Below are 23,716 nucleotides of genomic sequence, written 5' to 3' on the forward strand. Positions count from 1 at the left end.
CATCATGATGACGGCCTACGGCTCCGTGGACGCGGCGGTCGAGGCGATGAAGCGCGGCGCCTACGATTTCGTCACCAAACCGCTGAATATCGACCGGCTGGAAATCCTGATCCAGCGGGCCTTGCGGAGCAGCAAGGTGGAGAAGGAAGTGGTGGAACTGAAGCAGCAGGTGGACCGGAAGTTCGGGCTGGAAAGCCTGATCGGCGAATCGCTGCCGATGCACGAGATTTTCGACACGATCCGCCAGGTGGCGCCGACGCGGGCGACGGTGTTGATCCAAGGGGAGAGCGGCACAGGCAAGGAACTCGTCGCCCATTCCATCCACGCCCTCAGTGGCCGCCCGAAGCAAAAATTCGTCACCGTCCACTGTGCGGGGTTCAATTCCCAATTGTTGGAAAGCGAACTTTTCGGGCACGAACGCGGCGCTTTTACCGGGGCGGTCGAACGTCGCATCGGACGCTTCGAGCAGGCCAACGGCGGGACCATTTTCCTGGATGAGATCGGGGAGATCGATGCCGCTACCCAAGTGAAATTGCTCCGGGTGCTGGGCGAAGAACGGACTTTTGAGCGGGTCGGCAGCAACACCTCGATCAAGGTGGACGTGCGCGTCGTCGCGGCGACGAACAAGGATTTGGCGAAGCTGGTGGCCGAAGGGAAGTTCCGCGAGGACCTGTTCTTCCGCCTGAGCGTGGTGAAGATCACGACCCCGCCTCTGCGCCAGCGCAAAGAGGATATCCCGCTGCTGGTGAGCGCGTTTCTCAGGCAGTTCGCCGAGGAGAATGGCAAGCCGGTAATGGAGATCACCCCGGAAGCCATGGAAGCGCTGCTACGCTACGACTGGCCGGGCAACGTGCGTAAGCTGCGCAATGTGATCGAGAATTGCGTGGTCATGACGACTGGACCGAAGATCGGCCTGCGCAACATCCCAGCGGAAGTGCGCGAGGCGAGCGACGGAGGCGGCGCGTTGTCTTCCACGAAATTCATTCCCACCAAGGGCAGTCTCTACAATATCAAGCAAACCGAGTACAAGCTCATCCTCCAGGCGCTCGAAGAGACGGGAGGAAACGTCACGCAAGCGGCCAAAAAGCTGGGGATCAGCCGGCGAACGCTTCATCGGAAGATCAATGAGCTCAAGGGGCAGGAAAACGCCGATTCATGAATTTCATTTTGGACCCTGCTTTTCAAAGCTTCCTCGCGGCATTCCAGTGGGAACATGTCATTTGGCTGCTGGTCGGCCTCGGCGTGCTGGTCGGCATTTTCTTTTTGGTGCAGTACATCCGGCTTTCCGAAACGAGCATCCAGCAGATGGTTCACACCCTGGAGCAAGGGGGGTGGGTCCGCCGGGTCAAAACGATCATTCTGCTCTCCGCCATCGCGTTTGTGACCTACCTGTGGTTTTTCAAGGAGGGCAATGGGTTCAAGGGACTTCCGAACGAGAAAGCGATCGAGCAGGCGCAAATCGCCCGGGAAATTGCCCGCGGTCATGGCTTCACCACCAAAGTAATCCGACCGGCTGCGTTGTGGCAGTTCGAACGCGATATGGGGGTATTTCCGCTGGAACGGACCCCGGATACGTATCACGCACCGCTGGCCCCGTACATTTACGCGGTGGTCTTCAAGGTCATGGATTGGGCTAATGCCCACATGAAGCAACTGGCGAACTCGGCGGAATACTTCGACCGTTACACGTATGAGGAGGTGATGACCACGAAGCAGATCGTCTACGCCTACGACCGGATGATCGCTTTCACGCAAACGCTGTTTTTCTTCCTCGCGGTGCTGGTCAACTATTTCACGGCCAAGCGATTGTTCGACGACCGCCTGGCCGTTTTCAGCGTCGGTTTGATGCTCCTTTGCGAGCGATTTTGGGACTTCGCGATGTCGGGCCTGCCGCAAATGCTCATGCTTTTTCTCTTCAGTGGCGCCGCTTACGCGATGGTGCGCGCCATCGAGGCGCGAGTGGCCGGGGGAAAGCCACTGCCATGGCTCATCGGGGTGGCGGCATTGTTCGGTCTGCTGGCGCTGGCCCATGCCCTGACGATCTGGCTCTTTGTCGGCGCGCTCTTTTTCTCGGTATTTTATTTTCGGCCCCGGGGGCGCGATGCGGCGATCATGGTGGGTGTCTTTCTCCTCTTCTACGGTCCGTGGATGATTCGAAATCAACGGGTGTGCGGCAATCCGATGGGCTTGGGCTGGTATTCGGGCCTGTATCAAATTCGCGGCTCGGAGACGCAGATCATGCGTTCGCTGGAGGTATCGTTGAGCGGAGTGTCGCCGACGGTCTTTCGCAACAAAGTCCAGGGCCAGGTGCTGGTCCAGATGAGCTTCATCTTCGAATTTCTGGGCAGGTCCCTGCTGGCTCCGGTGTTTTTCGTGGCGCTTCTCCATCTTTTCAAACGTCCGGAGACATCGGTTTTCCGCTGGTATGTACTGTCGATGTGGGTGTGCGGCGTTTTCGGCATGGCGGCATTTGGCATGTCGGATAGCGGGGCGACCAAGGCGAACGACCTTCATATTCTCTTTGTGCCCCTGATGGTCTGCTATGGGCTGGCCTTGGTGCTCGTGATGTGGACGCGGCTTGATGTCACGGTGCGGCTGCTCCGTCTCGGATTTATCTGGTTGCTGTTCATCGTGTCGGCGTTGCCGTTTATCAATCAGTTCCTGGTGCTCTTTGGTTCGCCCACTCCGCCGCCAGTGGCCTGGCCACCCTACGTGCCGCCCTACATTGCCATCCTGGCCAAGTGGACGCGGGAGGATGAAATCATCACTTCGGACATGCCGTGGGCCGTGGCCTGGTATGCCGATCGCAAGAGCCTGTGGCTGCCGATGACGGTGCGGGATTGGCTCGATCTTAACGACTACAACCAGCTCAAGGGGCACATCGTGGGCCTGCATCTCACCCCCATCACGGGCAACCAGCCTTTCATTTCCGATATCATGAAAGGGGAATACAAGGAGTGGGCGCCCTTCATCATGCGCAACGTGAACACCAAGGAGTTTCCGCTCAAGGCCAATACCCCGCTGCCCATCGACGGCGAGTGCATCTACTACAGCGACCGTAAACGCTGGGAAAACAACGAAGAGTGATTGAGCCCAGCGCCATTTGGCGTTTAGAGTGACCGTCACGCATGGCCACCAAGACGCCCGCCGCCACCAAATCCAACGAAGAATCATTCGATAGCGCCATGTCGCGTCTCGAGCAGATCGTCGAGCAGATGGAGTCCGACCAACTGCCGCTCGAGGAGCTCCTCACCCGGTATGAGGAGGGGGTTACGCTTGTCAAAGTCTGCGAGCAAAAGCTCACCGCGGTGGAAAAGCGGATCGAGATCATCACCCGCAATGCGGCGGGCGAGCCGCAGATCGAGGAGTTTGAACCCGAGAAAAAACCCGTGGCCAAGCCGCGTGACGATGTCAGCCTTTTTTAGAACATGACCAAGCCGATCCTTTCGACCATCAATTCCCCCGCCGACATCAAGGCGCTGGCGGAGAGTGACCTCCCACAGCTCGCGCAGGAAGTGCGCGATGAGCTCATTCGCGTCCTCTCTGATGAAAACCCGACATCGGTCGGTGGTCACCTGGGGCCGAATCTCGGGGTCGTCGAGCTGACGATTGCGCTGCACCGGGTTTTTGAGACGCCGAAGGATAAGTTCGTCTTCGATGTCAGCCACCAGGGTTACGTGCACAAGCTCTTCACCGGCCGCCGCGAGCGCTTCGGGACGATGCGGCAGTATGAGGGTCTCAACGGCTTTTTGCTGCGCACCGAAAGCGAGCACGATTGCTACGGCGCCGGTCACGCTGGAACCGCACTGAGTGCCGCGCTCGGCATGGCCGTGGGGCGCGACCGTCGCGGTTCGGATGAAGACGTGGTCTGCGTGGCGGGCGATGCGGCTTTCACCTGCGGTGTGAGTTACGAGGCGCTGAACAACGTGGCCCACAGCACGAAGCGCTTCATCGTGGTGCTCAACGACAACGAGTGGTCCATCGCCAAGAACGTCGGCGCCATCGCCCACTATTTCAACAAGATCGCCACCCACCCGACCTACGCCCACTTGCATGACAAGGCGGCGCAGTTCGTGGAAATGCTCGGCGGCAAGTTCGCCAAGAATTTCGCCCACAAGATCGAGGCAGGCGTCAAGAACCTGCTGGCCCCGAGTGTGATGTTCGAGGATCTCGGCCTGCGTTACTACGGGCCGATCGATGGGCATGACATTCCACTGCTGATCAACACCTTCGAGTTCCTGAAGACGCAGAACGAACCGGTGCTGCTGCACATTCTCACGCAAAAAGGGAAGGGTTACGCACCAGCGCTGGAGCAGCCCGATAAATTCCACGGCCTCGGCAAATTCGAGCCGAAGACGGGCAAGACGGCTTCGACCAGTTCGCCGACCTACAGCGAGCTCTTCGGCAAGACGCTGGCGAAGTTTGCCGAGACGAACAACAAGATCGTCGCCATCACCGGCGCGATGCCCACGGGCACCGGTCTCGTTCACTTCGCCAAGGCGCATCCCGACAAGTATTTCGACGTGGGCATCGCCGAGGAACACGCGGCGCTCTTCGCCTGCGGGCTCGCGACGCAGGGCTTCAAGCCCTTCCTCGCCATCTATTCCACCTTCATGCAGCGGGCCTACGACATGATCATCCACGACATGGCGTTGCAGAATCTCAATGTTGCGCTTTGCATGGACCGCGGGGGCTTGAGCGGCGACGACGGCCCTACCCACCACGGCCTCTTCGATATCGCTTACCTGCGCGGCGTGCCCGGCCTTGTCCACATGTCGCCGAAGGATGAAGACGAATTTGTCGATATGCTGTGGACGATGGCGCACCACAGCGGCGGTCCGATTGCCATTCGCTATCCGCGCGGTGTCGGCACCGGCGCCGTGCCCAAGGCGCAGCCCAAGCTGCTCGAAATCGGCAAGGCGGAAGTCATCAAGCATGGCGGTACCCAGCCCGCCCGCGTGGCGCTCTTCGGCCTCGGCCAAATGTGCGCCATGGCCGAGCAGACTGCCGCGCTGCTGGAAGCGCAGGGGATCAGCGCCGCGGTCATCAACCCGCGCTGGATCAAGCCTCTCGACACTGGCACGCTGGAGTTCTTCGCTCGCAGTGCGGAAGTCATCTGCACCTTCGAGGACCATGTCCTGCACAATGGCTTCGGCTGTGCGGTCATCGAGCATCTGAGCGATGCCGGCATCAAGACGCCGGTCGCCCGCATCGGCTGGCCCGATCAGTTCATCGAGCACGGCGCGGTCGATATCCTCCGCAAAAAGCACGGCCTCACCGCCGAAGCCGCGGTGGAGAAGATCACGCCGATGCTCAAGACGAAAAAAGCCGGGTCGGCGAAGAGCGTCGCTTAGTCGCTGCCCTTCCCACCATGGAGAGTGATCCGACGAAGTCGTCGGGTCGCCTCGGAGTTTGTGTCTGGCAAATGCTGGGGATGACATTGGTGTTTTGCGTGTTAGGCGTTGTTCCGGTCGAGGATCGGAGATACTTCAAGTGATGATTTCAGAAGACACGGCCAACCAAAGCGGTTCGACCAAATCCCGCATCATTATCCGGGCCGTTCGTATCTTGGTGGGTGTAGTCGTGCTCTATCTGCTTAGTCCCGGACCGATGACCGCCATTTTGTATCGGATCGACCGGGAGCGTGAATGGGACGACCCATGGCTCCAGAATCTCTACCGGCCGATCTCCTATGTGAACGAGCACTCGCCGGCGTTCCAAAGATGCATGGCGAGGTATCTCGAATTTTGGCTCCCGCCGCCGAGGAATTGAAGGGCTCAGCGCGGCACTCGCAGGTGATCGCCGGCGCCGGAGGCCCGGTAGTGGGCTATGATCTGTTCCGGTGAGAGAACGCTGGTGTAGAAGGCCACTTCGTCGAGGCTGCCGTCGAGGGGGTCTTGCTGCGTGCCCCGCAAATTCATGGAGCCCAGCGAGAGCGGCCGGTTGAAATCGGAAAACACCGGATTCCCGCGGGCCGCTCCCTTGTGCTCCAGGGTGATGGTTTGCCGGATGCCATCCACATAAAACTGGACCTTGTTATTCGCGCCGCCCGTCTTCGGCGTGTAGACCTGCACGATATGATGCCAGGCGCTGTCATAGATATTGATATTCCGCCCTCCGGGATAGAATTCCGCCTCGTAACGATCCTCATGATTGTCGCGAATATACATCCGCAGCAGTTTCGTGTGGTTGGTGTAAGCGATGTCCGACAGGAAATCCGTGATGAAGCCGGGACCATTGGCCGTGCCGAAAATAGTCTGATGGTCGGAGAAATTCGCCGCCTTCAACCAGTACTCGACGGTGAAGCCGTGCGTCATGCTGCTGCCGAATTTGCCGAATTCGGTGAGCTGAATGAATTGAGCCTGGCTCCTGGCGAAAGACACGGATTTGTTTTCCGAATCGCTGGCGATCGCTCCCGGCTCGCCGGCCGTCGGACTATTTTGGAAAGTCCCCGGGTTCTTGCCTGTTTCATCCGCAACCGGCGCCGTATTGTCGGCCTCGCCGAGACGGTAGTAAGCGAAGGGTTTGTCGCGGAGGACAGCGTCCTTGTAATTGTCCGCTCGGGCCGAAGTGAGCGCCGTCATCAACAGGGCGAGCGAAGCGTTCAGGAGGGGGAACCTTTTCATGTGGCGACCTAGTGACCCGAAAACCTCCACACTAGCCATCCTAAAACGGGAAGGCAGCGAGGCGGGTGAGCCTCGCTGCCTCGGCGTGGGGAATTGTTGTTTAGCGAAATTGGATATAGAAACCACTGGAACGATAGTCCCGGCGATCGCAGTCCGGCACATAGTAGCGGGAGCGATAGTCGGGGCGGCATTTTTCATACGAATACCGAGACGGCGGGCAGTAGCGGTTGTCGTAGTAGCCGTTGGCGCGGCGGTCGGCATAGATTTGGGCCTGGCGGTCGCAGTCCCGGTCTTTGTGTTTGTCGTGAGCGAAGGCAGCGGTCGGCACGAGCAAGACCGCGGAGAGGATTCCAAGGGCGAGAGTAGTTGCTTTCATGGTCTCTTCGACGCGGCCCCTTCATGCCTATTCAAAATAGTGTCGTACCTTGTTTGTCGTGTTTTCCTTGATGTGCGCACGGCGTGCGCCGAACTCTATTTATTGAGAAAGAGCGGGCTTTGAATGACTGCGTCCACGAGGGAGCGGACGCCGTAGGAGGACTTTTGCGTCGTATCCAGGATGCGCTCGACTTCCGCGCGATCGGCAAAGGAGGGCGCGGCGCCGGTGGCGTAAGTGAGGAACTGTCCAGTGAGATTACGCGCGAGTTGACGCTCATTGGCGAGGAGGAGGCGCTCGAGTTCATCGATATTGGCGAAGGCGCGCCCGTCGGGCAGCGCGCCACTGGGATCGACAGCGGGGCCGAGCTTGAAACTGATATTGCGCGCGCCTGGTGGGACAGCGGGTGTGTCGCCTTTCTGGACGGAACGATAGCGATCGCGCCAGCCGCCGATCACATCATAACTTTCCAGCGCAAGCCCCGCGGGATCGATCTTCGCGTGGCAGCCGGCGCAGGCCGGATCGGAGCGATGCTTTTCGAGCTGCTCGCGGATGGTGGTGATGCCGCTGATGTCGGGCTCCACGGCGGGGACGCTGGGTGGGGGCGGTTGCGGAGGCTGGCCGAGAATCTTGCGCATGACCCACGCGCCGCGCTTCACGGGTGAGGTGGTCGTGCCATTGGCCGTGACTTTCAGGACGGCCGCCTGTGTGAGCAAGCCGCCGCGCAGCGCGCCATCGGCGAGCGGCACTTTGCGCACAGCGCCGCCGCTCACGCCCTCGATGCCGTAGAGATCGGCGAGGCGCTGGTTGAGCATGGCAAAATCCGAGCGCACGACATTGCGCACCGGCAGATTGTGGACGAGCATTTCGCGAAAGAAGGCGCGCGTTTCGGCGGGCATGGCATCGCGCAGGATGGGGTGAAACTCCGGGTAGAGTTTCTTGTCGGGGCTGGTGAGATCGAGGTCGCGCAGGTCGAGCCATTGATCGGTGAAATCCGCGATGAAGCGCGCGGCCTTGGGATCATTCAACAGGCGCTCCGTCTGCGCGCGGAGGGTCGCGGCGTTGCGCAACTGACCCGCATCGGCGAGGCGCGTGAGCTCGGCATCGGGCGTCGAATTCCACAGGAAATAGGAGAGGCGCGCGGCGAGCGCGTGATCGTCGAGCGGGCCGCGAGGTTCGTGGAGAAACAGGAAATCCGGCGAACAGAGCGCGGCTTCGTAGGCGGTGCGCATCGCTTCCTCGAAGGTGACCTTGGCGGCGAGGCGCGTGCGCACCAGCCCCACATAGCGGCCCACTTCTTCCTCCGTCACGGGATGGCGGAAGGCGCGCGGCAGAAAATCGCGCAGCAGCTTTTCCGCATCCTGTTCCGGCGCGGAGGAAGTGACGGTCCAGAGCGGCTGGTTGGGATAGTCGACCTTGTAGTTCGGCAGGTTCGCCGGCACACGCTGGCCTTGAGGAATGCGGCGCGGCGGCGGGAGGTCGGACTTCTTGTCGAATTGGGTGAGCGGTAGATCGCCAAACAAACGCCGGTGCGCCGCCTGCGGCCACGCGTCGATGAGCGAACCTTCCACCTCGAGCCAGTCGATGGCGATGCCCGCTGTGGTGGCCTCGGCCGCGCGGCCCTTTTCCTCGCCGACGCGACGCGGCACGAGCGACGCGGCGTTGAGCACCAGATTCTCCCCGCGATTGAGCCACACCACGGTCTCGTGTTCCGTGGGCTGGAGTGACGGCGCGTCAAAGTAGCCGAGCACGCCGCGCTCGGCGGCATTGAGCGACGCCACCTCGGTGCGCGACGACGGCTGCACCTGGCCCTTCTCCCAATGGAAGCTCCAGAGCGACAGGCGCACGCGATAGAAGCCCGCTGCGATCGGTGCAAAGCGCGCGAAGTCGGCGTGAAAGGCGTCGTCGTCGTGCCGGAAGATGCCGACACTGCCATAGTAGGGGAACAGCTTCTCCTGCTCGAATTCGCGCAACGGTTTGGTTTGTTTCACGCTGATCGGCTGCGCGAGGACCGCGGGATCGTATTGGAAATCCTTGAGGCAGACGGCGTCGCCGCCGGTGATGGCGATCTTGATTTGATATTGATCGCCCGGATAGAGCCGCTCCTTGAACAGGGGCGGGCGTTCCGGCTGCGTGGCGATGGCGGTATTCAGCGCCTTATCGGCCGCCTCCATATACTTGGAAAGCTGGACGTGCGAGAGGTCGAGCGCGCCGCCCACTTTGTCGTAGCCGTCGGCGCGGCCATCCTCGGGCAACAGGTCGCGCACCGGCAGGCCGGGGAGATCGAAGAGATCGCGCAAGGTATTCTCGTATTCCGTGCGATTGAGCCGGCGGAAAGTGGAACGGCCATTCGCGGTGCGCCGGGCGAGTTCGTTGGCGACCAGCCCGCTATTGACCTGGGCGAGAAAGGCGGCGCGCTCGGCCTCGGTGGGCTGCGGCTTTTTCTTCGGCGGCATCTCCCCGTCGCGGACGAGATCGTGCATCCGCACCCACTTGGGGAAGGTCTTCTCATCCAGCGGGGTCTGCAGGAGCGCGTCCAGGTCGAGCCCGCCTTTCTTCGTGTCCGCGTCGTGGCAATCCGCGCAGCGGTTTTCGATGAACTGGCGGGTGATCCCGGGCGCCGCGGCGGGGGCGGCGCTGGCGGTCGAGGCGAGCAGCGCGCCGGCCCACAGCGCCAGCCATCCCGATATTCCGGAGATCCGCCGCCTCATGCCACTTCCAGGCCGCGCATCGTCCCGGTGCTGCTGGCAAATTTGTCCGCCTCCAGGCCCATGCGCTGGAGCATCGAGACGTAGAGATTGGGCAGGGGATAGTTCTGCTTTTGGTCGAAGGCCAGGTGCTGGCCGTGCCGGTATCCGCCGCCGGCGAGGAGCATGGGCAGGTTGTGATTGTCGTGGGCGTTGGCGTTGCCCATGCAGGAGCCGAAGAGGACTTGGGTGCGATCGAGCAGCGTTTCGCTTTCTTCCTTCGCGCCCTTCAGGCCGGTGAGCAATTCATCGAGCATGCGGAAGTGCGCGGCCTCGATGAGCGCCAGCTCCTGCAAGGTCTCGGGCCGATTGCCGTGGTGGGTGATGCTGTGCGTCTCGTGGGTCACGCCTTCGATCACCGGCACCATGCTGAAAGGATTGATGAACACGGTGATGAGCCGCGTGCTGTCCGTCTCCAGCGCCAGCCGCACCACGCCGAACATTTGCTGCATGCGCTGCACGAGCAGGTTGTTGTCCGTGATGTCCTTCGGCTCCGGCACCGCGACCTTCGGCTTGGGCCGCTGCTCCCATGCCTCGGATTCCACGAGCTGCCCCTCGAGATCGCGCACGGAGGTAAAGTACTGGTCGAGCCGTTCGCGATCGCGCGGGCCGAGGCCGCCCTGCATGCGCTTCGCGCTGTCGTTGACGAAATCGAGCACGCTGCGGCCCACGCGCAGGTCATTCACGCGCGCCGTGACTTCCGCCGGCGTGCCTTGCACGAACATGCGCCGGTAAATGGCCGCCGCGCTCTTTTCGCCGGGAATCATCACCCCGCTGCGGGTGAAGGAAAGGCTGTGCCGGTTCTCGCTGCCGACGAGGATGGTGAGCGACTGGATGCGGGTGCGCGTGCCGATCTGCTCCGCGGCGTATTGATCGAGCGAAATGGAATTCTTGAAGCCGCCCGCGCCGGGGTGCGCCGCCGCCGTGAGGAAGGCGAGCTCCGCCGCGTGCCCGCCATCCACCGCCGGATGCGAGGTGCCGGAGAAGACGGTAAAGTCCCGCCGGTGCTGCTGGATCAATTCCAGATAAGGCGACGGTGTCCAGTCGTGCCCGTTCTCCTTCGGGAAAAAGTTGGCCGCGATCAGCCCCATGTTGGTCTCGATGGCCAGCATCCGGCGCGGTGTGGCGGATGGGGCGACCGCCGCCTTGGCCGCGGCGCCGAAGACGGGCTGCATCGCCTCTAGGAAGGGCAGGGCGAGCGTGATGCCCGCCCCGCGCAGAAAGGCACGCCGGGAGAGGATCGGTTGGGCGATGTGGGTGGACATGATGCGGCGGGATCGTACGGAGCGAGTGGTTTCTGTCGCTGGACTATCGCGGAAAGCAACCGGTTCTTGGTAAGAAAAGTAGCGCAGGGTACGCGGTATACGCGCTCGTGCCCAAGCTCCTCGAGGTCAATGAGCGCGGAGATACTCTCTCATGTACGCAAGGTGTTCCTCCTCGGTCATCGGTGGCTTGATGCGATCTATATTCTCGGGTTTGCGCGCCCAGGCGATTTTTGTTTCGTCGGGGATGTCCTCCCAGCGTTGGTCTGGCTCGGGTTCGGGAACGTCACCAATGGACCCCAGGCTCGCGGCTTGGCGGTCGCGGCGCTTCTTCTCGGTGCGTTCCATTTCCAGCCGCTCCTCCTCGATCTGGACTTCCCGGCGCTGCAGTTCCAAATGCTCTGCCCGATGCTCGGCGCGGCGCATTTTCATGAGGTCGTCGCACATCTGGCGCTGCTTCTTCCACGCGGCTTCGCCGTCGAGGGTGGCGATTTCCCGGGTGGTGGCGACGAAACGGGAGCTCAGCCAGAGGGAGAGAACCTCGTTGACCGGCATGCGCTCCTTGCCTTGGGCCTTCAGTTCCTCGCCCTGCTCGTAAAGGAATTTGACCACTTCCAGCGCCTCCTGATGCCGTAGCCAGTCCTGATAACCGCCCTGCTTCCACTGGGAGAGGTTTTGTTCGCTGATGGGGGTGGCCGTCGAACTGAGTCTGGACGAGAGCCTGAACCTCGGGGAGGTCGTTGAGCCAGTCGACGAGGGATTTGGCGATGGCGCCGTGATCCAGGCGCTGATTGATTTCTTCGCGGATGGGCTTGGGCAGCCGGGCGATTTTACCGTTGCGAGTGGAATTGCTCATGGATGCGATTGGGTATGATTGGGTGTGATTGCCTCTGTGGAGGAGAACCGGGAACTGGAGAGCAGGAGACGGGTGGTGGCGTTGGCTGCGACCGTCAGGCGCTGCTCATTTAATATAAATGTGAGCGTTATTCGTTTCATATTCTGAATATATGAACGCTCAATATATGACCGTCAAATGAAATTTCCGCGGCAGCGTGATTGGGTGGCCGAAGAATTGCAGAATCGAAATTGGAGCCTCGAGCTCCTTTGCCGCCATCCTCGCGGTCATCCTGAGCGAAGTCGAAGGACCCCGTCGCTCTATCGTCGACGTCGCTAGTTGAGCGACGGGATTCTTCGACTGCGTTACACTCCGCTCAGAATGACACGCGAGGAGGGCGGTCAATGCAAAGAGCACCACTAAAGCGCACCGAGGCAATTTGGGTTGGCCGATGCGCTTTGGTAGACCAAACTCGAGGGCATAGATCCGAGCCGCGGCGTTATTCTACTGCTTCGGATCAAGCGATTCCGGGTGTCTCATGAAACGAAAGACTCAATATCTCAACACCGATCTGGATCTGGTGGCCGGGCAAAGCCTCGAAGCGCTGGCGGCGGTGTTCGAGGCGAGGGGAGTTTTTCCACTGCACGTCGATCAGCGCGAAGACGGTAAATGGTATTCGACGCTGGAGACGTATGAGCAGTTTACCGAGCCCGAGCCCAACATTGCGGCGTTCCTGGCCGTTATCGAGGCACTGGATTCTCGCTCTCGCGAACTTTGGTCTGCCTGCCTATCCCGCGAATTGAACATCGGTTACGAGTGCGGCGATGAGCCTCGTGGGTTCAACCATGAACTGACGGTGGCCACGCTGGGGCGTATGGCTACCCTGGGCATTTCATTGCGCGTCACCTTGTATCCTGCCGAGCCTGCGACCGCCGTTACGTAAAGTGGTAGAGCGCGCTATACCTTCTCCACCGTCACTTTCATGGACTGCAAATCCAGCGCGCCATAGTTGGACGTGAGGGCGACGTCGGCAGCGTCGCGGCCGTAGCCGATGGTGATGCGGTTGCCGCGCGTGGAGGGTTGGGTGCCGTCGAAGGTGTACCATTGGCCGCCGACGTAGGCTTCGAACCAGGCGTGCAGGTCCATCGGGTCGAGCTGGTAGAGGTAGCCGACGACCATGCGCGCGGGGATGTTGAGGCTGCGGGTGAGGGCGATGCCGAGGTGGGCGTAATCGCGGCAGACGCCTTTTTTCAACTGGGCGGTGTCGACGGCGGAGGTGCTGGCGTTGCTGGAGCCGCGGACGTATTGCATTTCGTCGCGCAGCCATTGCTCGATGGCGGCGACTTGTGGGTAGCCGGCGGGTTTGCCGGCAACGATGGAAGCGGCGAGGTCGTTGAGGAGATCGGCCTGGCAATAGCGGCTGGGGAGCAGGAATTGCAGGGCGTTTTCCGGGAGCAAGTTCACGGGGACGAAGGGGGCGTCGGGCTGCACGTCGATCGTGTCGGAAGTGTGGGCGCGGCAACTGCAGCGGACTTCGAACTGTCCGGTGGGGATGAGGACGCGCTGGCAGAGATTGCCGAAATCGTCGGTGTATTCGGTCACGGGCACGTGCGGCTCGAAGACGTACTCTTCGCGGGTGATCCACTGGGCGTAGCCGCTGCGGGGGCGCAGCATCATGATCGCGGGGATCGGGGCGTTCGTGTGGTAGGAGATGTGGCAGGTCGCGTCGAGGAGCATGGTAGACTTCTAGTCGCACGCCAGTGGTCGATTGCGGGTATCGGATTGTGCCGGACGATCGAAGCGGAGCGCGCGCCAATCGATTTCGAAATCCCGGCTCGCTCTTCCTTGGGCGGAACCGTGATAAGGTCACGCATCGTGACCGCACCTCTTCAATTGATTGCCGCCGACCGGACGCTCGATAGCGGAGCTTTGCTCGGACGGTTTCTCGAAGTGGTGGAAGGGCGGAAATTGCAGCTCTACCCGGCACAGGAGACGGCGATCCTGGAGCTGTTCGACGACAAGAATGTGATCCTGAATACGCCGACGGGATCCGGCAAATCGCTGGTGGCGACGGCGTTGCATCTCCACAGCCTGGCGCTCGGGCGGCGCTCGGTTTATACCTGCCCGATCAAGGCGCTGGTGAATGAAAAGTGGCTGGCGCTGTGTCGCGAATTCGGGCCGGAGAATGTGGGACTGAGCACGGGCGATGCGTCGGTGAACCGCGACGCGCCGATTCTCTGCTGCACGGCGGAGATCCTGGCCAATATCGCCTTGCGCGAGGGCGCGAACGCGGCGGTGCACGACGTGGTGATGGACGAGTTTCATTATTACGCCGATCGCGAGCGTGGGGTGGCGTGGCAGGTGCCGTTGCTGACCCTGCCGCAGACGCGGTTTTTGCTGATGTCGGCGACGCTCGGGGAGACGGCGTTTTTCGAGGAGGAACTGACGCGATTGAATGGGCGCGAGACAGTGACCGTGGCGTCGAAGGATCGGCCGGTGCCGCTGGAGTTTTCCTATGCGGAGACACCACTGGCGCAGACGCTGGAGGCGCTGGTCAGCGGGGGCAGGGGACCGGTCTTTGTCGTGCACTTTACGCAAGCGGACGCGGCGGAGAGCGCGCAGGATTTCATGAGCACGAACGTCTGCACGCGCGAGGAAAAGGCGGCAATCGCGCAGGCGCTGGAGGGGTTCAAGTTTAGCAGTCCGTATGGACCGGAGATCCGCAAGTGGTTGCGGCACGGGATCGGGCTGCATCACGCGGGACTGCTGCCGAAGTATCGGGTGCTGGTGGAGCAACTCGCGCAGCGCGGCTTGCTGAAAGTGATCTGCGGCACGGACACGCTGGGCGTGGGGATCAACGTGCCGATTCGCACCGTGCTCTTTACGCAGCTCTGCAAATTCAGCGGGCAAAAGACGGGGATCCTGAGCGCGCGCGATTTTCACCAGATCAGCGGACGCGCGGGGCGCAAAGGTTTCGACGACGTGGGCTGGGTGGTGGCGCAGGCACCGGCGCACGTCATCGAGAATCTGCAGCTCGAGCAGAAGCAGGCGGCGGGCGGGAAGAAATTCGTCAAGCGCAAGCCGCCGGAGCGGAACTTCGTGAACTGGGACAAGCAGACTTTCACGCGCCTGATGACCGCGCCGCCGGAGAGGCTGACCAGCCAGTTTCAAGTGACGCATGGCATGCTGCTCAATGTGCTCAGCCGGCCGACCGACGGGTGCCGCGCGATGCGGGAGCTGATCGACCGCTGCCATGAGCCGGCGAAGGCGAAGAAGGCGCTGACGCGGCGCGCATGGCAGCTCTTCCGCGCGCTGGTCGAGCGCGGAATCATCGAGTTCATTCCCCAGACGATCGAGGGCGCCAAGGTGCGCGTGAACGTGGCGTTGCAGGAGGATTTCTCGATGAACCAGACGTTGTCGCTGTATGTGCACGACACGCTTCCGCTGATGGACCCGGAAGCGCCGGACTATGCGCTGGTGTTGCTCACGCTCGTGGAGTCGATCCTCGAGGATCCAGACCTCATCCTGCGCCGGCAGCTCGACAAGGTGAAAGACCGGGCCGTCGCCGAGATGAAGATGCAGGGCGTGGAGTACAACCAGCGCATGGAGGAACTCGAGAAGCTCGAGTACCCGAAGCCGAACCGCGATTTCATCTACTCCACGTTCAATGCCTTCGCCGCGAAGCATCCGTGGGTCGGGCAGGAGAACATCCGCCCGAAATCCATCGCGCGCGAGATGTTCGAGGAGTTCCGCTCGTTTTCCGATTACATCAAGCTTTACGAACTGCAGCGAGCGGAAGGGCTGCTGCTGCGGCATCTCTCCAGCGTGTATAAGGCGCTCGCGCAGACCGTTCCCGATGCGGCGAAGAACGAGGCGGTGCGCGAGATGGAACTCTACCTGGCCACGCTCTTGCGGCAGATCGATTCCAGCCTGCTGGAGGAATGGGAAAAGATGCGCGACCCAAATTACCGCCCGCGCGGCGAGCAGGCCGAAGTGCGTCCACCCGGCGCGGAGGAAGCCGCGGCGGACATCACCCGAGACGCGAAAGCCTTCACCGCCGCGATTCGCAATTGCATCTTTACCTTCCTGCGGGCGCTGATCAGCGGCGATTTTGAAACGGCCCTGGCCGTCGTTCACGCGCTGCCTTCTCCTAAGGACGAGGCGTGGACGACCGAACGCCTTCGCCAGGCGCTGGAGGCATACCACGTCGAGCACGAGTACCTCCGCCTCGATCCCGAAGCGCGCAACGTGCGGCACACCTACGTCACCGTCTCCGAGGATCGCCGCCACTGGCGCGTGCAGCAAATGCTCGTCGACCCGGCAGAGGCGAATGACTGGGTGGCGGAATTCGATGTCGATCTGTCCGCGTCGCGCACGGCCGGTGAGCCCGTGCTCAAGCTCCTCCGCGTCGGCAGCCTGGTGTGACGTCTAATACACAGACATGACCTTCGTGAGCGCAGCGCGGAGCGCGGCTCACGACCGGGGCTTGGGCAGGTGACGCTTCGCGATCACCAACGGATCCCCGCCCGCGGGATATATATGCGATCCCCATCCTGAAGGACCGGGTCGAGCTTCACGTCGCCCGTCTTGAGGATCTTGTCGTAATCCGAGATGATCGTCTCCATGCCGCCATTCTTCTTTTGGCGAGTCAGTTGAACTTTACTGCGTCTGGCCCATGACGTGGGGCCGCCGGCTTTCAAGATGGCATTGGTGAGGGTCAGTTCCTCGCCGGAGATGATTTCCTGGGTGCCTCCCTGTTGGATCTCACCGGAGAGAAAAACGACTCCCGCGCGCACGGCCACGGGGCTCACCCGATCGATGGCCACCCGCACCGTGGAATGGTAATAATAGTCGCGCTCCAGCAATTGCTTGATTTGGCCGGCCGCCTCGGTCGCCGACTTTCCGGAAACATGCACGCGTCCGAGCGGTGGCACGTCCAGCTCCCCGGTGGCGGTGACCATGCGCTGGAGGCCGCCGTCCTGATCCTCCACGATCTCCACCGTCACCTGATCGCCCGCGGAGAGCTTCTTGTCCGGGTCGACCATCGCCATGCGGTCCGAGCGGAGGGCTCCTCCGGGTTGTCCGGCGCCGGTCGCCGGAATTCCCTGTGGCGAGCCTTGGGAATTATACTGCGCACCTCGCGGTGCGTAGTCCTGGGCGAATCCGGTTGCGGAAAACGTGAACAGGGCGACCGCGATACTGGCGAAGCGAAGGATGTTAGGCATAGGTCGGGATTTCAGAGTTCATCGCATGAGCGGAAGAAGACCGGGCTCTGAGAAAAGCCGCCTCCGCTATTTTTAGGCTGCCTCAAGAATAGCGAGAAGAGAGCTCAAGTGACAGCGAAATAGTCGAGGAGAGCGGGTGAAGGGAATCGAACCCTCGTATGCAGCTTGGGAAGCTGCCGTTCTACCATTGAACTACACCCGCGGAGCCGGGCAGTAGTTGCTCACTGCCAGGAGATGACATCGTCGGAAGCGGTGCCGTTCTTCCGGTAGATGTTGTCTCCTTTGTTGCCGAGCAGGCCGTCTTTGCCAATCGAAAAAACGCCTACCGTCACTCGCGGGGCATCGTTTCCTTGAAAGTCAGTGTAGGGCAGATTCGAGATGCGGTTGTCGGCATCCGCGTCAATCGCGATGCGGTATTCGTTGCCCCACGGGTCGACAAACGCATTCTTCTTCACGGTGCCCGCGTCTTGCGTCGCAAAGCCACTCTTCGGGGCGCTGGGATCGGCCACGACGCGACTGGAAAGATACACGGTTGCCTTGGGATTGTATTTGTTGGGCGTGGTGAAATCGGGCCCCACATTGCGCAGGATGTCGAAAAGGACCTGGTTGCTGATGGTGGCATCGCCGAAGAGGACATCCGCGGGGGAACCCGGGTCGGGCGCCTTTTCGCCGAGCGGATATTTGCCGTAGTCCGCGTAATATGCGGTGACCGCCGTAATGATCCCACCGGCTGCATCTTTCGCCTGCGCTTTATACACCATGTTTTTCGCGACCGGGATGGCGACGAGCAGCAGCCCGACGAGGATGGCGATGATGGTGATGACCGTGAGCAGCTCGATGAGCGTGAAAGCGGCGTGGGCCGGGCGGCGCAAAGGCAGGGTGTTCATAGGGGGAAACCTCCGCGCACAGACTACCGCATGGTCGTCCAAAGACAACCGAAAGAATGATCGAGAGGGCTGGAGCGGGAGAAGGGAATCGAACCCTTGTTTCCAGGCACTTGCGTGTTCAAGTCGCATATTTGCCGGGCGCGATCAACTTTGACCTGCGCTGTCTGCTGAGTAGCGGCGGCCTTAGCTCCTCGCGGAAAACTTCCCCGGATCACCCGCGCCGAAGGCGATGGCTTCTTTGAAATTTCAAGGGCGTGATTCCGACGTATTTCTGGAATAGCTCGGTGAATGCGCTTTGGCTGCAAAAGCCGAACGCTTGTGCGACTGCGCCGATTTGCGAGTCTTCCCGCTGGAGCGTTTCGCAAGCCGCCTGGATACGTAGCTTAATGATAAAGGTCTGCGGACTCATACCGAAAGCTTCCACGAACTTCCGGTGAAGCTGGCGCGCGGAGAGGTGCACCGCGTGCGTGAGTTCCTTGACTGAAACCCCGGAACGAAAGTGCTCACGAATGTAAGCAATGGCACGATCAAGCTGCAGGTCGCGATGCAGCACCTCGCGCCGCCCCTCATAGGTGTGTGAAATCCCCATCAGGCCGATGACATCGCCGTGTCGATCGCGGAGCGGCAGTTTGTTCGTAATGAACCAGTCGGGCACTCCCTGCTCGTTGAAGAAAAGTTCGACGATGTTTCGCTTCGCCTCGCCGGTGCGAAACACTTCCTCGTCGTCCCGACGGAAGCTTTCTGCGAGGCGAGGTGGAAAAAGCTCGAAGTCGTCTTTCCCGATCACCTCCGCTTCTTCGCGAAAGCCGAATCGTTCGAGGAAGCGTCGGCTGGCACACATCAACCGGAAGTCGCGGCTCTTCGCGAAGAAAGCGACCTCCGGAAGGCAGTCGAACAGGTGATAAAACGGAGTTTCGTGGCTGATCTGCTGAAGGAAGCGCTCACGTCCTCTTCGGTCCTGTATGCTTGGGAAGGACATAATCGCGGTGAGTGTTAATCGAGGGGGTTCGATGAAAGCAATGGCCGATTGCCGACAAAATATGTCCGAACGGCGCACTCGTGAATCTCGTTGTTCGTGGGTCATTTACCACCACAACCCCGATCAATATTTATGAAGAGACTGTTCCTCCTATTTCTCGCGCTCGCCGCCTCTACGCTCTGCCCGGCGGCGGAAGGTCCCATTCGTGTTCTCTTTCTCGGACACGAGAGCGAACATCACAACAGCGCCGCGTACCTCCCGATTCTGATGCGGGAGTTCGGCCGAGACGCCATCTACTTCGATTATTTCACAAAGCCCGACTGCCTAAACAAGGAGACGCTGGGGCACTACGACGCTGTGATGCTTTATGCCAACCACGGTAAAATAACACCGGCCGAGTTTGAAGCGCTCCACGATTTTGTCCAAAGCGGCCACGGTTTCCTTCCGATCCACTGTGCCAGCGCCTGTTTTGGCAATGAGCCGCGATTCATCGCGCTCGTTGGCGGCCGTTTCAAGTCGCACCAGACAGCGGTATTCAAGCCGCACTTCCTCCATCCGGAGCACCCAGTTCTCGCCGGGGTAAATGAATATGAAACGTGGGACGAAACCTACGTGCACGATCAGCTCAATGAGAACGGACGCACCCTTTTGGCCGAGCGAGTCGAGGGGGAGCATCACGAGCCGTGGACTTGGGTGCGGGAAGAAGGCAAGGGGCGGGTTTTTTATACGGCCAGCGGACACGACCAGCGCACGTGGGAAAACGCCGATTTCCAGAAAATGATGCGAAACGCGATTATCTGGACGGTTGGGGACTCGCGTCGCGCCCAATGGGAGACATTCCTGCGGCAGCGTGAGCCGGAAAAGCGCGAGCCGAACGTGAACGTGGCCAACTACGAGAAGCGGCCGCAACCGATTACGTTTCAGCATCCCTTCAGTGTAAGGGGTTCCATGGAGCGCACGCAGGTTCCCGCCGATATGCACCTGGAGCTCTTTGCCGCCGAGCCGGACATCGCGAAGCCGATCGCTTTCGCTTGGGACGAACGCGGCCGACTCTGGGTGGCCGAGACCCGCGACTATCCGCACGGCGTCACGCCAAGCGGCGAAGGCAACGACGACATCAAAATCTGCGAGGACACCAGAGGCACCGGCAAAGCCGATAAGTTTACGGTCTTCGCGGATCATTTGAATCTTCCGACAAGTCTCGTCTTCGCCAACGGCGGCGTGATCGTGGCGCAGGCCCCGCGTTTCCTTTTTTTGAAATCGAGCAAGGGCGACGACCACGCGGACATCCGTGAGATCCTCATCGATGCGTGGGGCGTCAAGGATACGCATGCCCAGACGAACAACCTGCACTACGGATACAACAATTGGCTCTACGGCTGCGTGGGATACTCCGGCTTCAAGGGCATGGTTGGCGGAAAAATGCTCGAATTCGGGATGGGCACGTATCGTTTCAAGTCCGACGGAAAGTCGCTCGAATTTCTGCACCAGTTCACGAACAACGCGTGGGCGCAGAGTTTCAACGCGGCGGGGGACGACTTCGGCGGCACGGCGAACAATGCGCCGCTCTTCTACGGCGGGATCCCGCAGAATATTGTCCCGGCCGGGATGAGGGCGATGACGGCAAAAATGATCAACGTCGAGGACAAGGTGCATCCGATCACCCCGAATTACCGGCAGGTCGATGTCTTCGGAGGATACACGGCGGCGGCGGGGAGCGCGTTCATCGAGTCGTCGAAGCTACCCGCGCGCCTGCAAGGCAAGGCGATGGTCTGTGAGCCGACGATGAAGGTAATCTCGCTCATGGATGTGAAGCCGAACGGCGCCGGCTACGTTGCGAAGGACGCCTTCAATCTGGTGGCGAGCACCGACGAGTGGATGTCGCCCGTCTTTTCGGAGGTTGGGCCGGACGGCGCGGTGTGGTTTGCGGATTGGGAGAATTTCATTGTCCAGCACAACCCGACGCCCAGCATCGAGCGCGGTGGCTACGTGGCGAAAACGGGCGCTGGCGGTGCGCACGAGAATCCGCTGCGCGATCATTCCCGCGGCCGCATCTATCGGGTCGTATGGAACCAGGCGCAGCAGCCGGCGAAAATCACGTCGCTCAAAGGCGCGACGACGGCGGAACTCGTGCATGCGCTCGGCAGCGATACGCAGTACTGGAGGCTGACCGCGCAACGTTTGCTGGTGGAAGGAAAGAAGACCGAGGCCACCGAGGCACTGAAAAGGATTGTCGCCGCGAATGACAGCGGCAGCGCTGCGATCCACGCCCTCTGGACGCTGCAAGGTCTCGGCCAACTCGACGACGCCACGGCGAAGGCGGCGCTCTCCGCCAGGGATTCAGCCTTGCGGCGCAACGCTATCCGCGCGCTCAGTGCCGACCAGAAAGGCTACAATTCGCTCATTGGCACCGGCGTCATTTCCGATCCCGATCCGATTACCCGGCTGGCGGCGATGGTGAAACTGGCCGAGTTTCCAACCACGCCCGAAATCAAAAGCCTCGTGGCCAAGCTAGCGCCGGAACCCACCGTCCAGGCCGATGAATGGCTGAAAGAAGCCGCGCGCGTGCTCGTGCGGAAACACAAGGCGATTACTTACCAGGAAGGCCCGAACCTCCTGCCGAATCCCGGCTTCGAAATCGTCGGTGCGGACGGATTGCCCGAGGGCTGGAAACGTCGCGACTATAAGAAGTCCGCGGACACCGCGAAAGCCGAGTGGAAGGTGTTGAAGGACCAGGCACATGGCGGCAGCAGTTCCGTGAGCTGCGTCACGCGCGGCGACGGTGCAGATACCAGTCTTTACGCCGACGTGCCGCTCAAGCCGAATACGCGCTATCGCCTTTCCGGCTGGGTGAAAGTCCACGCCTTCAAGGGCAAGGCGAGCCTGAATGATCACATCGGGCGGGCCGAGACCGAGCGCGTCACCGACAAGGAAAGCGATTGGTCGGAAGTCGAGACTTTCTTCGACAGCGGCAACCGCGCGACCGCCAGCATCAACATCCTGCACGTGGGGAAGGGCGACAGTCACTTTGACGACGTGAAACTCTGCGAAGTTACCGGCGACACGGGCGAGGAGAAGGTTCTCGCCGGCGACCCGAAGCGCGGCGAACAGATCTTCTTCAAGCATCAGGTGGCCTGCGTGCTGTGCCATTCGCTTCACGGCCAGGGCAGCACCGTCGGCCCGCCGCTGGATGGCATCGCCACGCGCGCGACTCCGGCTTACATCAAGGAGTCGCTGCTCGAACCGAACAAAGTACTGGCGAAAGGCTACGAATCCCTTGGCACTTCGCCCATGCCGCCAATGGGCCTGATCCTGAAGCCGCAGGAACTCGAAGACATTCAGGCCTTCCTCCAAACACTGAAGTAATCCGATTCGGCCTCCCACCCACCAAAGCAACCCCTCTTACCTATGAGCACACGCAAATTCAACATCGCAGTCGTCGGCCTTGGCTTCGGCGCAGAGTTTATCCCGCTCTGGCAAAAGCATCCCCATACCGATTGCTATGCCATCTGCCAGCGCAACCCGGATAAACTCAGAGAATGCGGCGACCACTGGGGTGTGGAGAAGCGCTACACCAGTTACGAGGAACTGCTCAGGGACCCAAACGTCGATGCGGTCCACATCAACTCTCCGATCCCGAATCATGGTCAGCAATCCATTGCGGCGCTCAAAGCTGGCAAGCACGTCGCCTGCACGGTGCCGATGGCGACGACCGTCGAAGAATGCCTCGAGATCATCCGGCTGACCGAACAGACCGGGCTCACTTACATGATGATGGAAACGGTTGTTTATGCGCGCGAATACCTTTTCATGAAGCAACTGCGCGACTCGGGGGAGCTGGGTAAAATCCAGTACGTCCAGGGCAGCCATCAGCAAGACATGGATGGCTGGCCGAACTACTGGCCCGGCCTGCCACCGATGCACTACGCCACGCATTGCGTCGGTCCGGTTCTCGGGCTCGCGGAAGGCGACGCGGAATACGTGAGCTGTTTCGGCTCCGGCACGATCCGCGGGGAACTCATCCAGAACTATGGCTCCCCTTTCGCCGTCGAGACGGCACATATCAAAGTGCGGAACTCCGACCTGAGCGCACGGGTCATTCGCAGCCTCTTCGACACCGCGCGGCAATATCGCGAGAGCATCGATATCTACGGCTCGAAAAAGTCCGTCGAATGGCCGCTGATCGAGCACGAGCCGCTGGTCGTCCACACCGCGAAGAAGCCGGAGCCTGAAATTCCCGAAAAAGTGAAGAGTCCCGACTTTGCGGAAAGGCTGCCCGAGAGCATCCAGCGTTACACGACCAAGGGAGTATATGACGCCGAGGAGGCGACGCACCTCAGCTTCACTCAAGGTGCCGGCCATGGCGGCAGCCATCCTCATCTCGCGAACGAATTCGCGATGGCGCTCGTGGAGAAGCGATCGCCGTTTCCCAATGCCAGGCAAGCTGCCAACTGGACCTGCACCGGCATTCTGGCTCACGAGAGCGCCCTGGCGGGCGGCGCGATCAAACGCCTTCCCGAGGAGACCTTCAGCTGACCTTCTCACCACCTCACAGAGAAGCGGCGCCGAATTCCAGCGGACGCCAGGAGTTTCTCGAAAATCATCAATGAGTTTATCTGACGAGTTGTGTCGTGGTCACGGGCACGAGCCGAAAATGGGAGCGCCGTTCCATTGCGGTGTGCTGCCATTCAGAAGATCGCCGCATTCGCCCCTGGACGTCGTTCGCCCCGGTGAAGGGAGCGCATTGAAAGGGTGGTCGATTTGGGTTAGGGAAGGTAGGAG

General features: G+C 61.0%; 19 protein-coding genes and 1 tRNA gene. 10 read left to right on the forward strand and 10 right to left on the reverse strand.

Annotated elements, in window-relative coordinates:
• The 5 genes from ABJF10_RS08825 to ABJF10_RS08845 form a co-directional block, all read left to right on the forward strand.
• On the forward strand, nucleotides 1-1,159 hold a 1,159-nt coding region (locus ABJF10_RS08825), incomplete at its 5' end, for a sigma-54 dependent transcriptional regulator (protein WP_348544184.1).
• Complete coding sequence (locus ABJF10_RS08830) at nucleotides 1,156-3,087, forward strand: glycosyltransferase family 39 protein (protein ID WP_348544185.1); 1,932 nt, start codon at nucleotides 1,156-1,158, stop codon at nucleotides 3,085-3,087. The genes ABJF10_RS08825 and ABJF10_RS08830, both read left to right, overlap by 4 nt.
• A 41-nt stretch (nucleotides 3,088-3,128) precedes the next feature.
• Nucleotides 3,129-3,425, forward strand: coding sequence for an exodeoxyribonuclease VII small subunit (gene xseB, locus ABJF10_RS08835; protein WP_348544186.1), 297 nt, complete (start codon nucleotides 3,129-3,131; stop codon nucleotides 3,423-3,425).
• A gap of 3 nt (nucleotides 3,426-3,428) precedes the next feature.
• Nucleotides 3,429-5,354: a 1-deoxy-D-xylulose-5-phosphate synthase gene (gene dxs, locus ABJF10_RS08840; protein ID WP_348544187.1), complete on the forward strand. Its 1,926-nt coding sequence runs from the start codon at nucleotides 3,429-3,431 to the stop codon at nucleotides 5,352-5,354.
• Nucleotides 5,355-5,496: 142 nt separating this feature from the next.
• Nucleotides 5,497-5,772 carry a hypothetical protein gene (locus tag ABJF10_RS08845; RefSeq protein WP_348544188.1) on the forward strand — a complete coding sequence of 92 codons (276 nt, stop codon included), beginning with the start codon at nucleotides 5,497-5,499 and terminating at the stop codon, nucleotides 5,770-5,772.
• A 5-nt stretch (nucleotides 5,773-5,777) separates the two neighbouring features.
• Here ABJF10_RS08845 and ABJF10_RS08850 read toward each other — a convergent pair whose 3' ends face one another.
• From ABJF10_RS08850 to ABJF10_RS08870, 5 genes are all read right to left on the reverse strand, one after another.
• The gene (locus ABJF10_RS08850) at nucleotides 5,778-6,626 is read right to left on the reverse strand and encodes a LamG domain-containing protein (RefSeq protein ID WP_348544189.1); all 849 of its coding nucleotides are present in this window, start codon (nucleotides 6,624-6,626) and stop codon (nucleotides 5,778-5,780) included.
• Between the two features lie 100 nt (nucleotides 6,627-6,726).
• A complete protein-coding gene (locus tag ABJF10_RS08855; RefSeq protein WP_348544190.1) occupies nucleotides 6,727-7,002 on the reverse strand; it encodes a hypothetical protein in 276 nt (91 codons plus the stop codon).
• A 95-nt stretch (nucleotides 7,003-7,097) separates the two neighbouring features.
• A complete protein-coding gene (locus ABJF10_RS08860) occupies nucleotides 7,098-9,710 on the reverse strand; it encodes a DUF1592 domain-containing protein (protein WP_348544191.1) in 2,613 nt (870 codons plus the stop codon).
• Nucleotides 9,707-11,011 carry a DUF1552 domain-containing protein gene (locus tag ABJF10_RS08865; RefSeq protein WP_348544192.1) on the reverse strand — a complete coding sequence of 435 codons (1,305 nt, stop codon included), beginning with the start codon at nucleotides 11,009-11,011 and terminating at the stop codon, nucleotides 9,707-9,709. The genes ABJF10_RS08860 and ABJF10_RS08865 overlap by 4 nt, the downstream gene beginning before the upstream one ends.
• Before the next feature lie 126 nt (nucleotides 11,012-11,137).
• Nucleotides 11,138-11,620, reverse strand: coding sequence for a hypothetical protein (locus ABJF10_RS08870; protein WP_348544193.1), 483 nt, complete (start codon nucleotides 11,618-11,620; stop codon nucleotides 11,138-11,140).
• Nucleotides 11,621-11,699: 79 nt separating this feature from the next.
• Here ABJF10_RS08870 and ABJF10_RS08875 point away from each other — a divergent pair, with 79 nt between their 5' ends.
• Complete coding sequence (locus tag ABJF10_RS08875; protein ID WP_348544194.1) at nucleotides 11,700-11,882, forward strand: hypothetical protein; 183 nt, start codon at nucleotides 11,700-11,702, stop codon at nucleotides 11,880-11,882.
• A gap of 499 nt (nucleotides 11,883-12,381) precedes the next feature.
• Nucleotides 12,382-12,786, forward strand: coding sequence for a hypothetical protein (locus ABJF10_RS08880; RefSeq protein WP_348544195.1), 405 nt, complete (start codon nucleotides 12,382-12,384; stop codon nucleotides 12,784-12,786).
• Nucleotides 12,787-12,800: 14 nt separating this feature from the next.
• On the opposite strand, the gene ABJF10_RS08885 is transcribed toward ABJF10_RS08880, so the two are convergent.
• The gene (locus tag ABJF10_RS08885) at nucleotides 12,801-13,580 is read right to left on the reverse strand and encodes a transglutaminase family protein (protein WP_348544196.1); all 780 of its coding nucleotides are present in this window, start codon (nucleotides 13,578-13,580) and stop codon (nucleotides 12,801-12,803) included.
• Nucleotides 13,581-13,718: 138 nt separating this feature from the next.
• On the opposite strand from ABJF10_RS08885, the gene ABJF10_RS08890 reads away from it, so the two are divergent.
• On the forward strand, nucleotides 13,719-16,268 hold the full coding sequence (locus tag ABJF10_RS08890; protein WP_348544197.1) for a DUF3516 domain-containing protein: 2,550 nt from the start codon (nucleotides 13,719-13,721) through the stop codon (nucleotides 16,266-16,268).
• A gap of 83 nt (nucleotides 16,269-16,351) precedes the next feature.
• Here the strand turns inward: ABJF10_RS08890 and ABJF10_RS08895 are convergent, their stop codons facing one another.
• From ABJF10_RS08895 to ABJF10_RS08910, 4 genes are all read right to left on the reverse strand, one after another.
• Nucleotides 16,352-17,068: a polysaccharide biosynthesis/export family protein gene (locus tag ABJF10_RS08895; protein WP_348544198.1), complete on the reverse strand. Its 717-nt coding sequence runs from the start codon at nucleotides 17,066-17,068 to the stop codon at nucleotides 16,352-16,354.
• Between the two features lie 131 nt (nucleotides 17,069-17,199).
• Nucleotides 17,200-17,270: transfer RNA gene (locus tag ABJF10_RS08900), tRNA-Gly, on the reverse strand.
• A 19-nt stretch (nucleotides 17,271-17,289) separates the two neighbouring features.
• Complete coding sequence (locus ABJF10_RS08905; RefSeq protein ID WP_348544199.1) at nucleotides 17,290-17,955, reverse strand: type II secretion system protein; 666 nt, start codon at nucleotides 17,953-17,955, stop codon at nucleotides 17,290-17,292.
• A gap of 211 nt (nucleotides 17,956-18,166) precedes the next feature.
• Nucleotides 18,167-19,039 carry an AraC family transcriptional regulator gene (locus ABJF10_RS08910; RefSeq protein WP_348544200.1) on the reverse strand — a complete coding sequence of 291 codons (873 nt, stop codon included), beginning with the start codon at nucleotides 19,037-19,039 and terminating at the stop codon, nucleotides 18,167-18,169.
• A 27-nt stretch (nucleotides 19,040-19,066) separates the two neighbouring features.
• Here ABJF10_RS08910 and ABJF10_RS08915 point away from each other — a divergent pair, with 27 nt between their 5' ends.
• Nucleotides 19,067-22,300 (forward strand): PVC-type heme-binding CxxCH protein, encoded by a 3,234-nt coding sequence (locus ABJF10_RS08915; protein ID WP_348544201.1) that lies wholly within the window; start codon nucleotides 19,067-19,069, stop codon nucleotides 22,298-22,300.
• A gap of 42 nt (nucleotides 22,301-22,342) precedes the next feature.
• On the forward strand, nucleotides 22,343-23,470 hold the full coding sequence (locus ABJF10_RS08920) for a Gfo/Idh/MocA family oxidoreductase (RefSeq protein ID WP_348544202.1): 1,128 nt from the start codon (nucleotides 22,343-22,345) through the stop codon (nucleotides 23,468-23,470).
• Nucleotides 23,471-23,716 lie beyond the last annotated feature (246 nt).

The sequence above is a fragment of the Chthoniobacter sp. genome (assembly GCF_040003245.1).
Lineage (GTDB): Bacteria > Verrucomicrobiota > Verrucomicrobiia > Chthoniobacterales > Chthoniobacteraceae > Chthoniobacter.

What these genes read in the sequence shown, in the direction of transcription:
- ABJF10_RS08830 (WP_348544185.1), top strand. Translation starts at nt 1,156, where the DNA reads ATGAATTTCATTTTGGACCCTGCTTTTCAAAGCTTCCTCGCGGCATTC.
- xseB (WP_348544186.1), top strand. Translation starts at nt 3,129, where the DNA reads ATGGCCACCAAGACGCCCGCCGCCACCAAATCCAACGAAGAATCATTC.
- dxs (WP_348544187.1), top strand. Translation starts at nt 3,429, where the DNA reads ATGACCAAGCCGATCCTTTCGACCATCAATTCCCCCGCCGACATCAAG.
- ABJF10_RS08845 (WP_348544188.1), top strand. Translation starts at nt 5,497, where the DNA reads ATGATTTCAGAAGACACGGCCAACCAAAGCGGTTCGACCAAATCCCGC.
- ABJF10_RS08850 (WP_348544189.1), bottom strand. Translation starts at nt 6,626, where the DNA reads ATGAAAAGGTTCCCCCTCCTGAACGCTTCGCTCGCCCTGTTGATGACG.
- ABJF10_RS08855 (WP_348544190.1), bottom strand. Translation starts at nt 7,002, where the DNA reads ATGAAAGCAACTACTCTCGCCCTTGGAATCCTCTCCGCGGTCTTGCTC.
- ABJF10_RS08860 (WP_348544191.1), bottom strand. Translation starts at nt 9,710, where the DNA reads ATGAGGCGGCGGATCTCCGGAATATCGGGATGGCTGGCGCTGTGGGCC.
- ABJF10_RS08865 (WP_348544192.1), bottom strand. Translation starts at nt 11,011, where the DNA reads ATGTCCACCCACATCGCCCAACCGATCCTCTCCCGGCGTGCCTTTCTG.
- ABJF10_RS08880 (WP_348544195.1), top strand. Translation starts at nt 12,382, where the DNA reads ATGAAACGAAAGACTCAATATCTCAACACCGATCTGGATCTGGTGGCC.
- ABJF10_RS08885 (WP_348544196.1), bottom strand. Translation starts at nt 13,580, where the DNA reads ATGCTCCTCGACGCGACCTGCCACATCTCCTACCACACGAACGCCCCG.
- ABJF10_RS08895 (WP_348544198.1), bottom strand. Translation starts at nt 17,068, where the DNA reads ATGCCTAACATCCTTCGCTTCGCCAGTATCGCGGTCGCCCTGTTCACG.
- ABJF10_RS08905 (WP_348544199.1), bottom strand. Translation starts at nt 17,955, where the DNA reads ATGAACACCCTGCCTTTGCGCCGCCCGGCCCACGCCGCTTTCACGCTC.
- ABJF10_RS08910 (WP_348544200.1), bottom strand. Translation starts at nt 19,039, where the DNA reads ATGACCCACGAACAACGAGATTCACGAGTGCGCCGTTCGGACATATTT.
- ABJF10_RS08915 (WP_348544201.1), top strand. Translation starts at nt 19,067, where the DNA reads ATGAAGAGACTGTTCCTCCTATTTCTCGCGCTCGCCGCCTCTACGCTC.
- ABJF10_RS08920 (WP_348544202.1), top strand. Translation starts at nt 22,343, where the DNA reads ATGAGCACACGCAAATTCAACATCGCAGTCGTCGGCCTTGGCTTCGGC.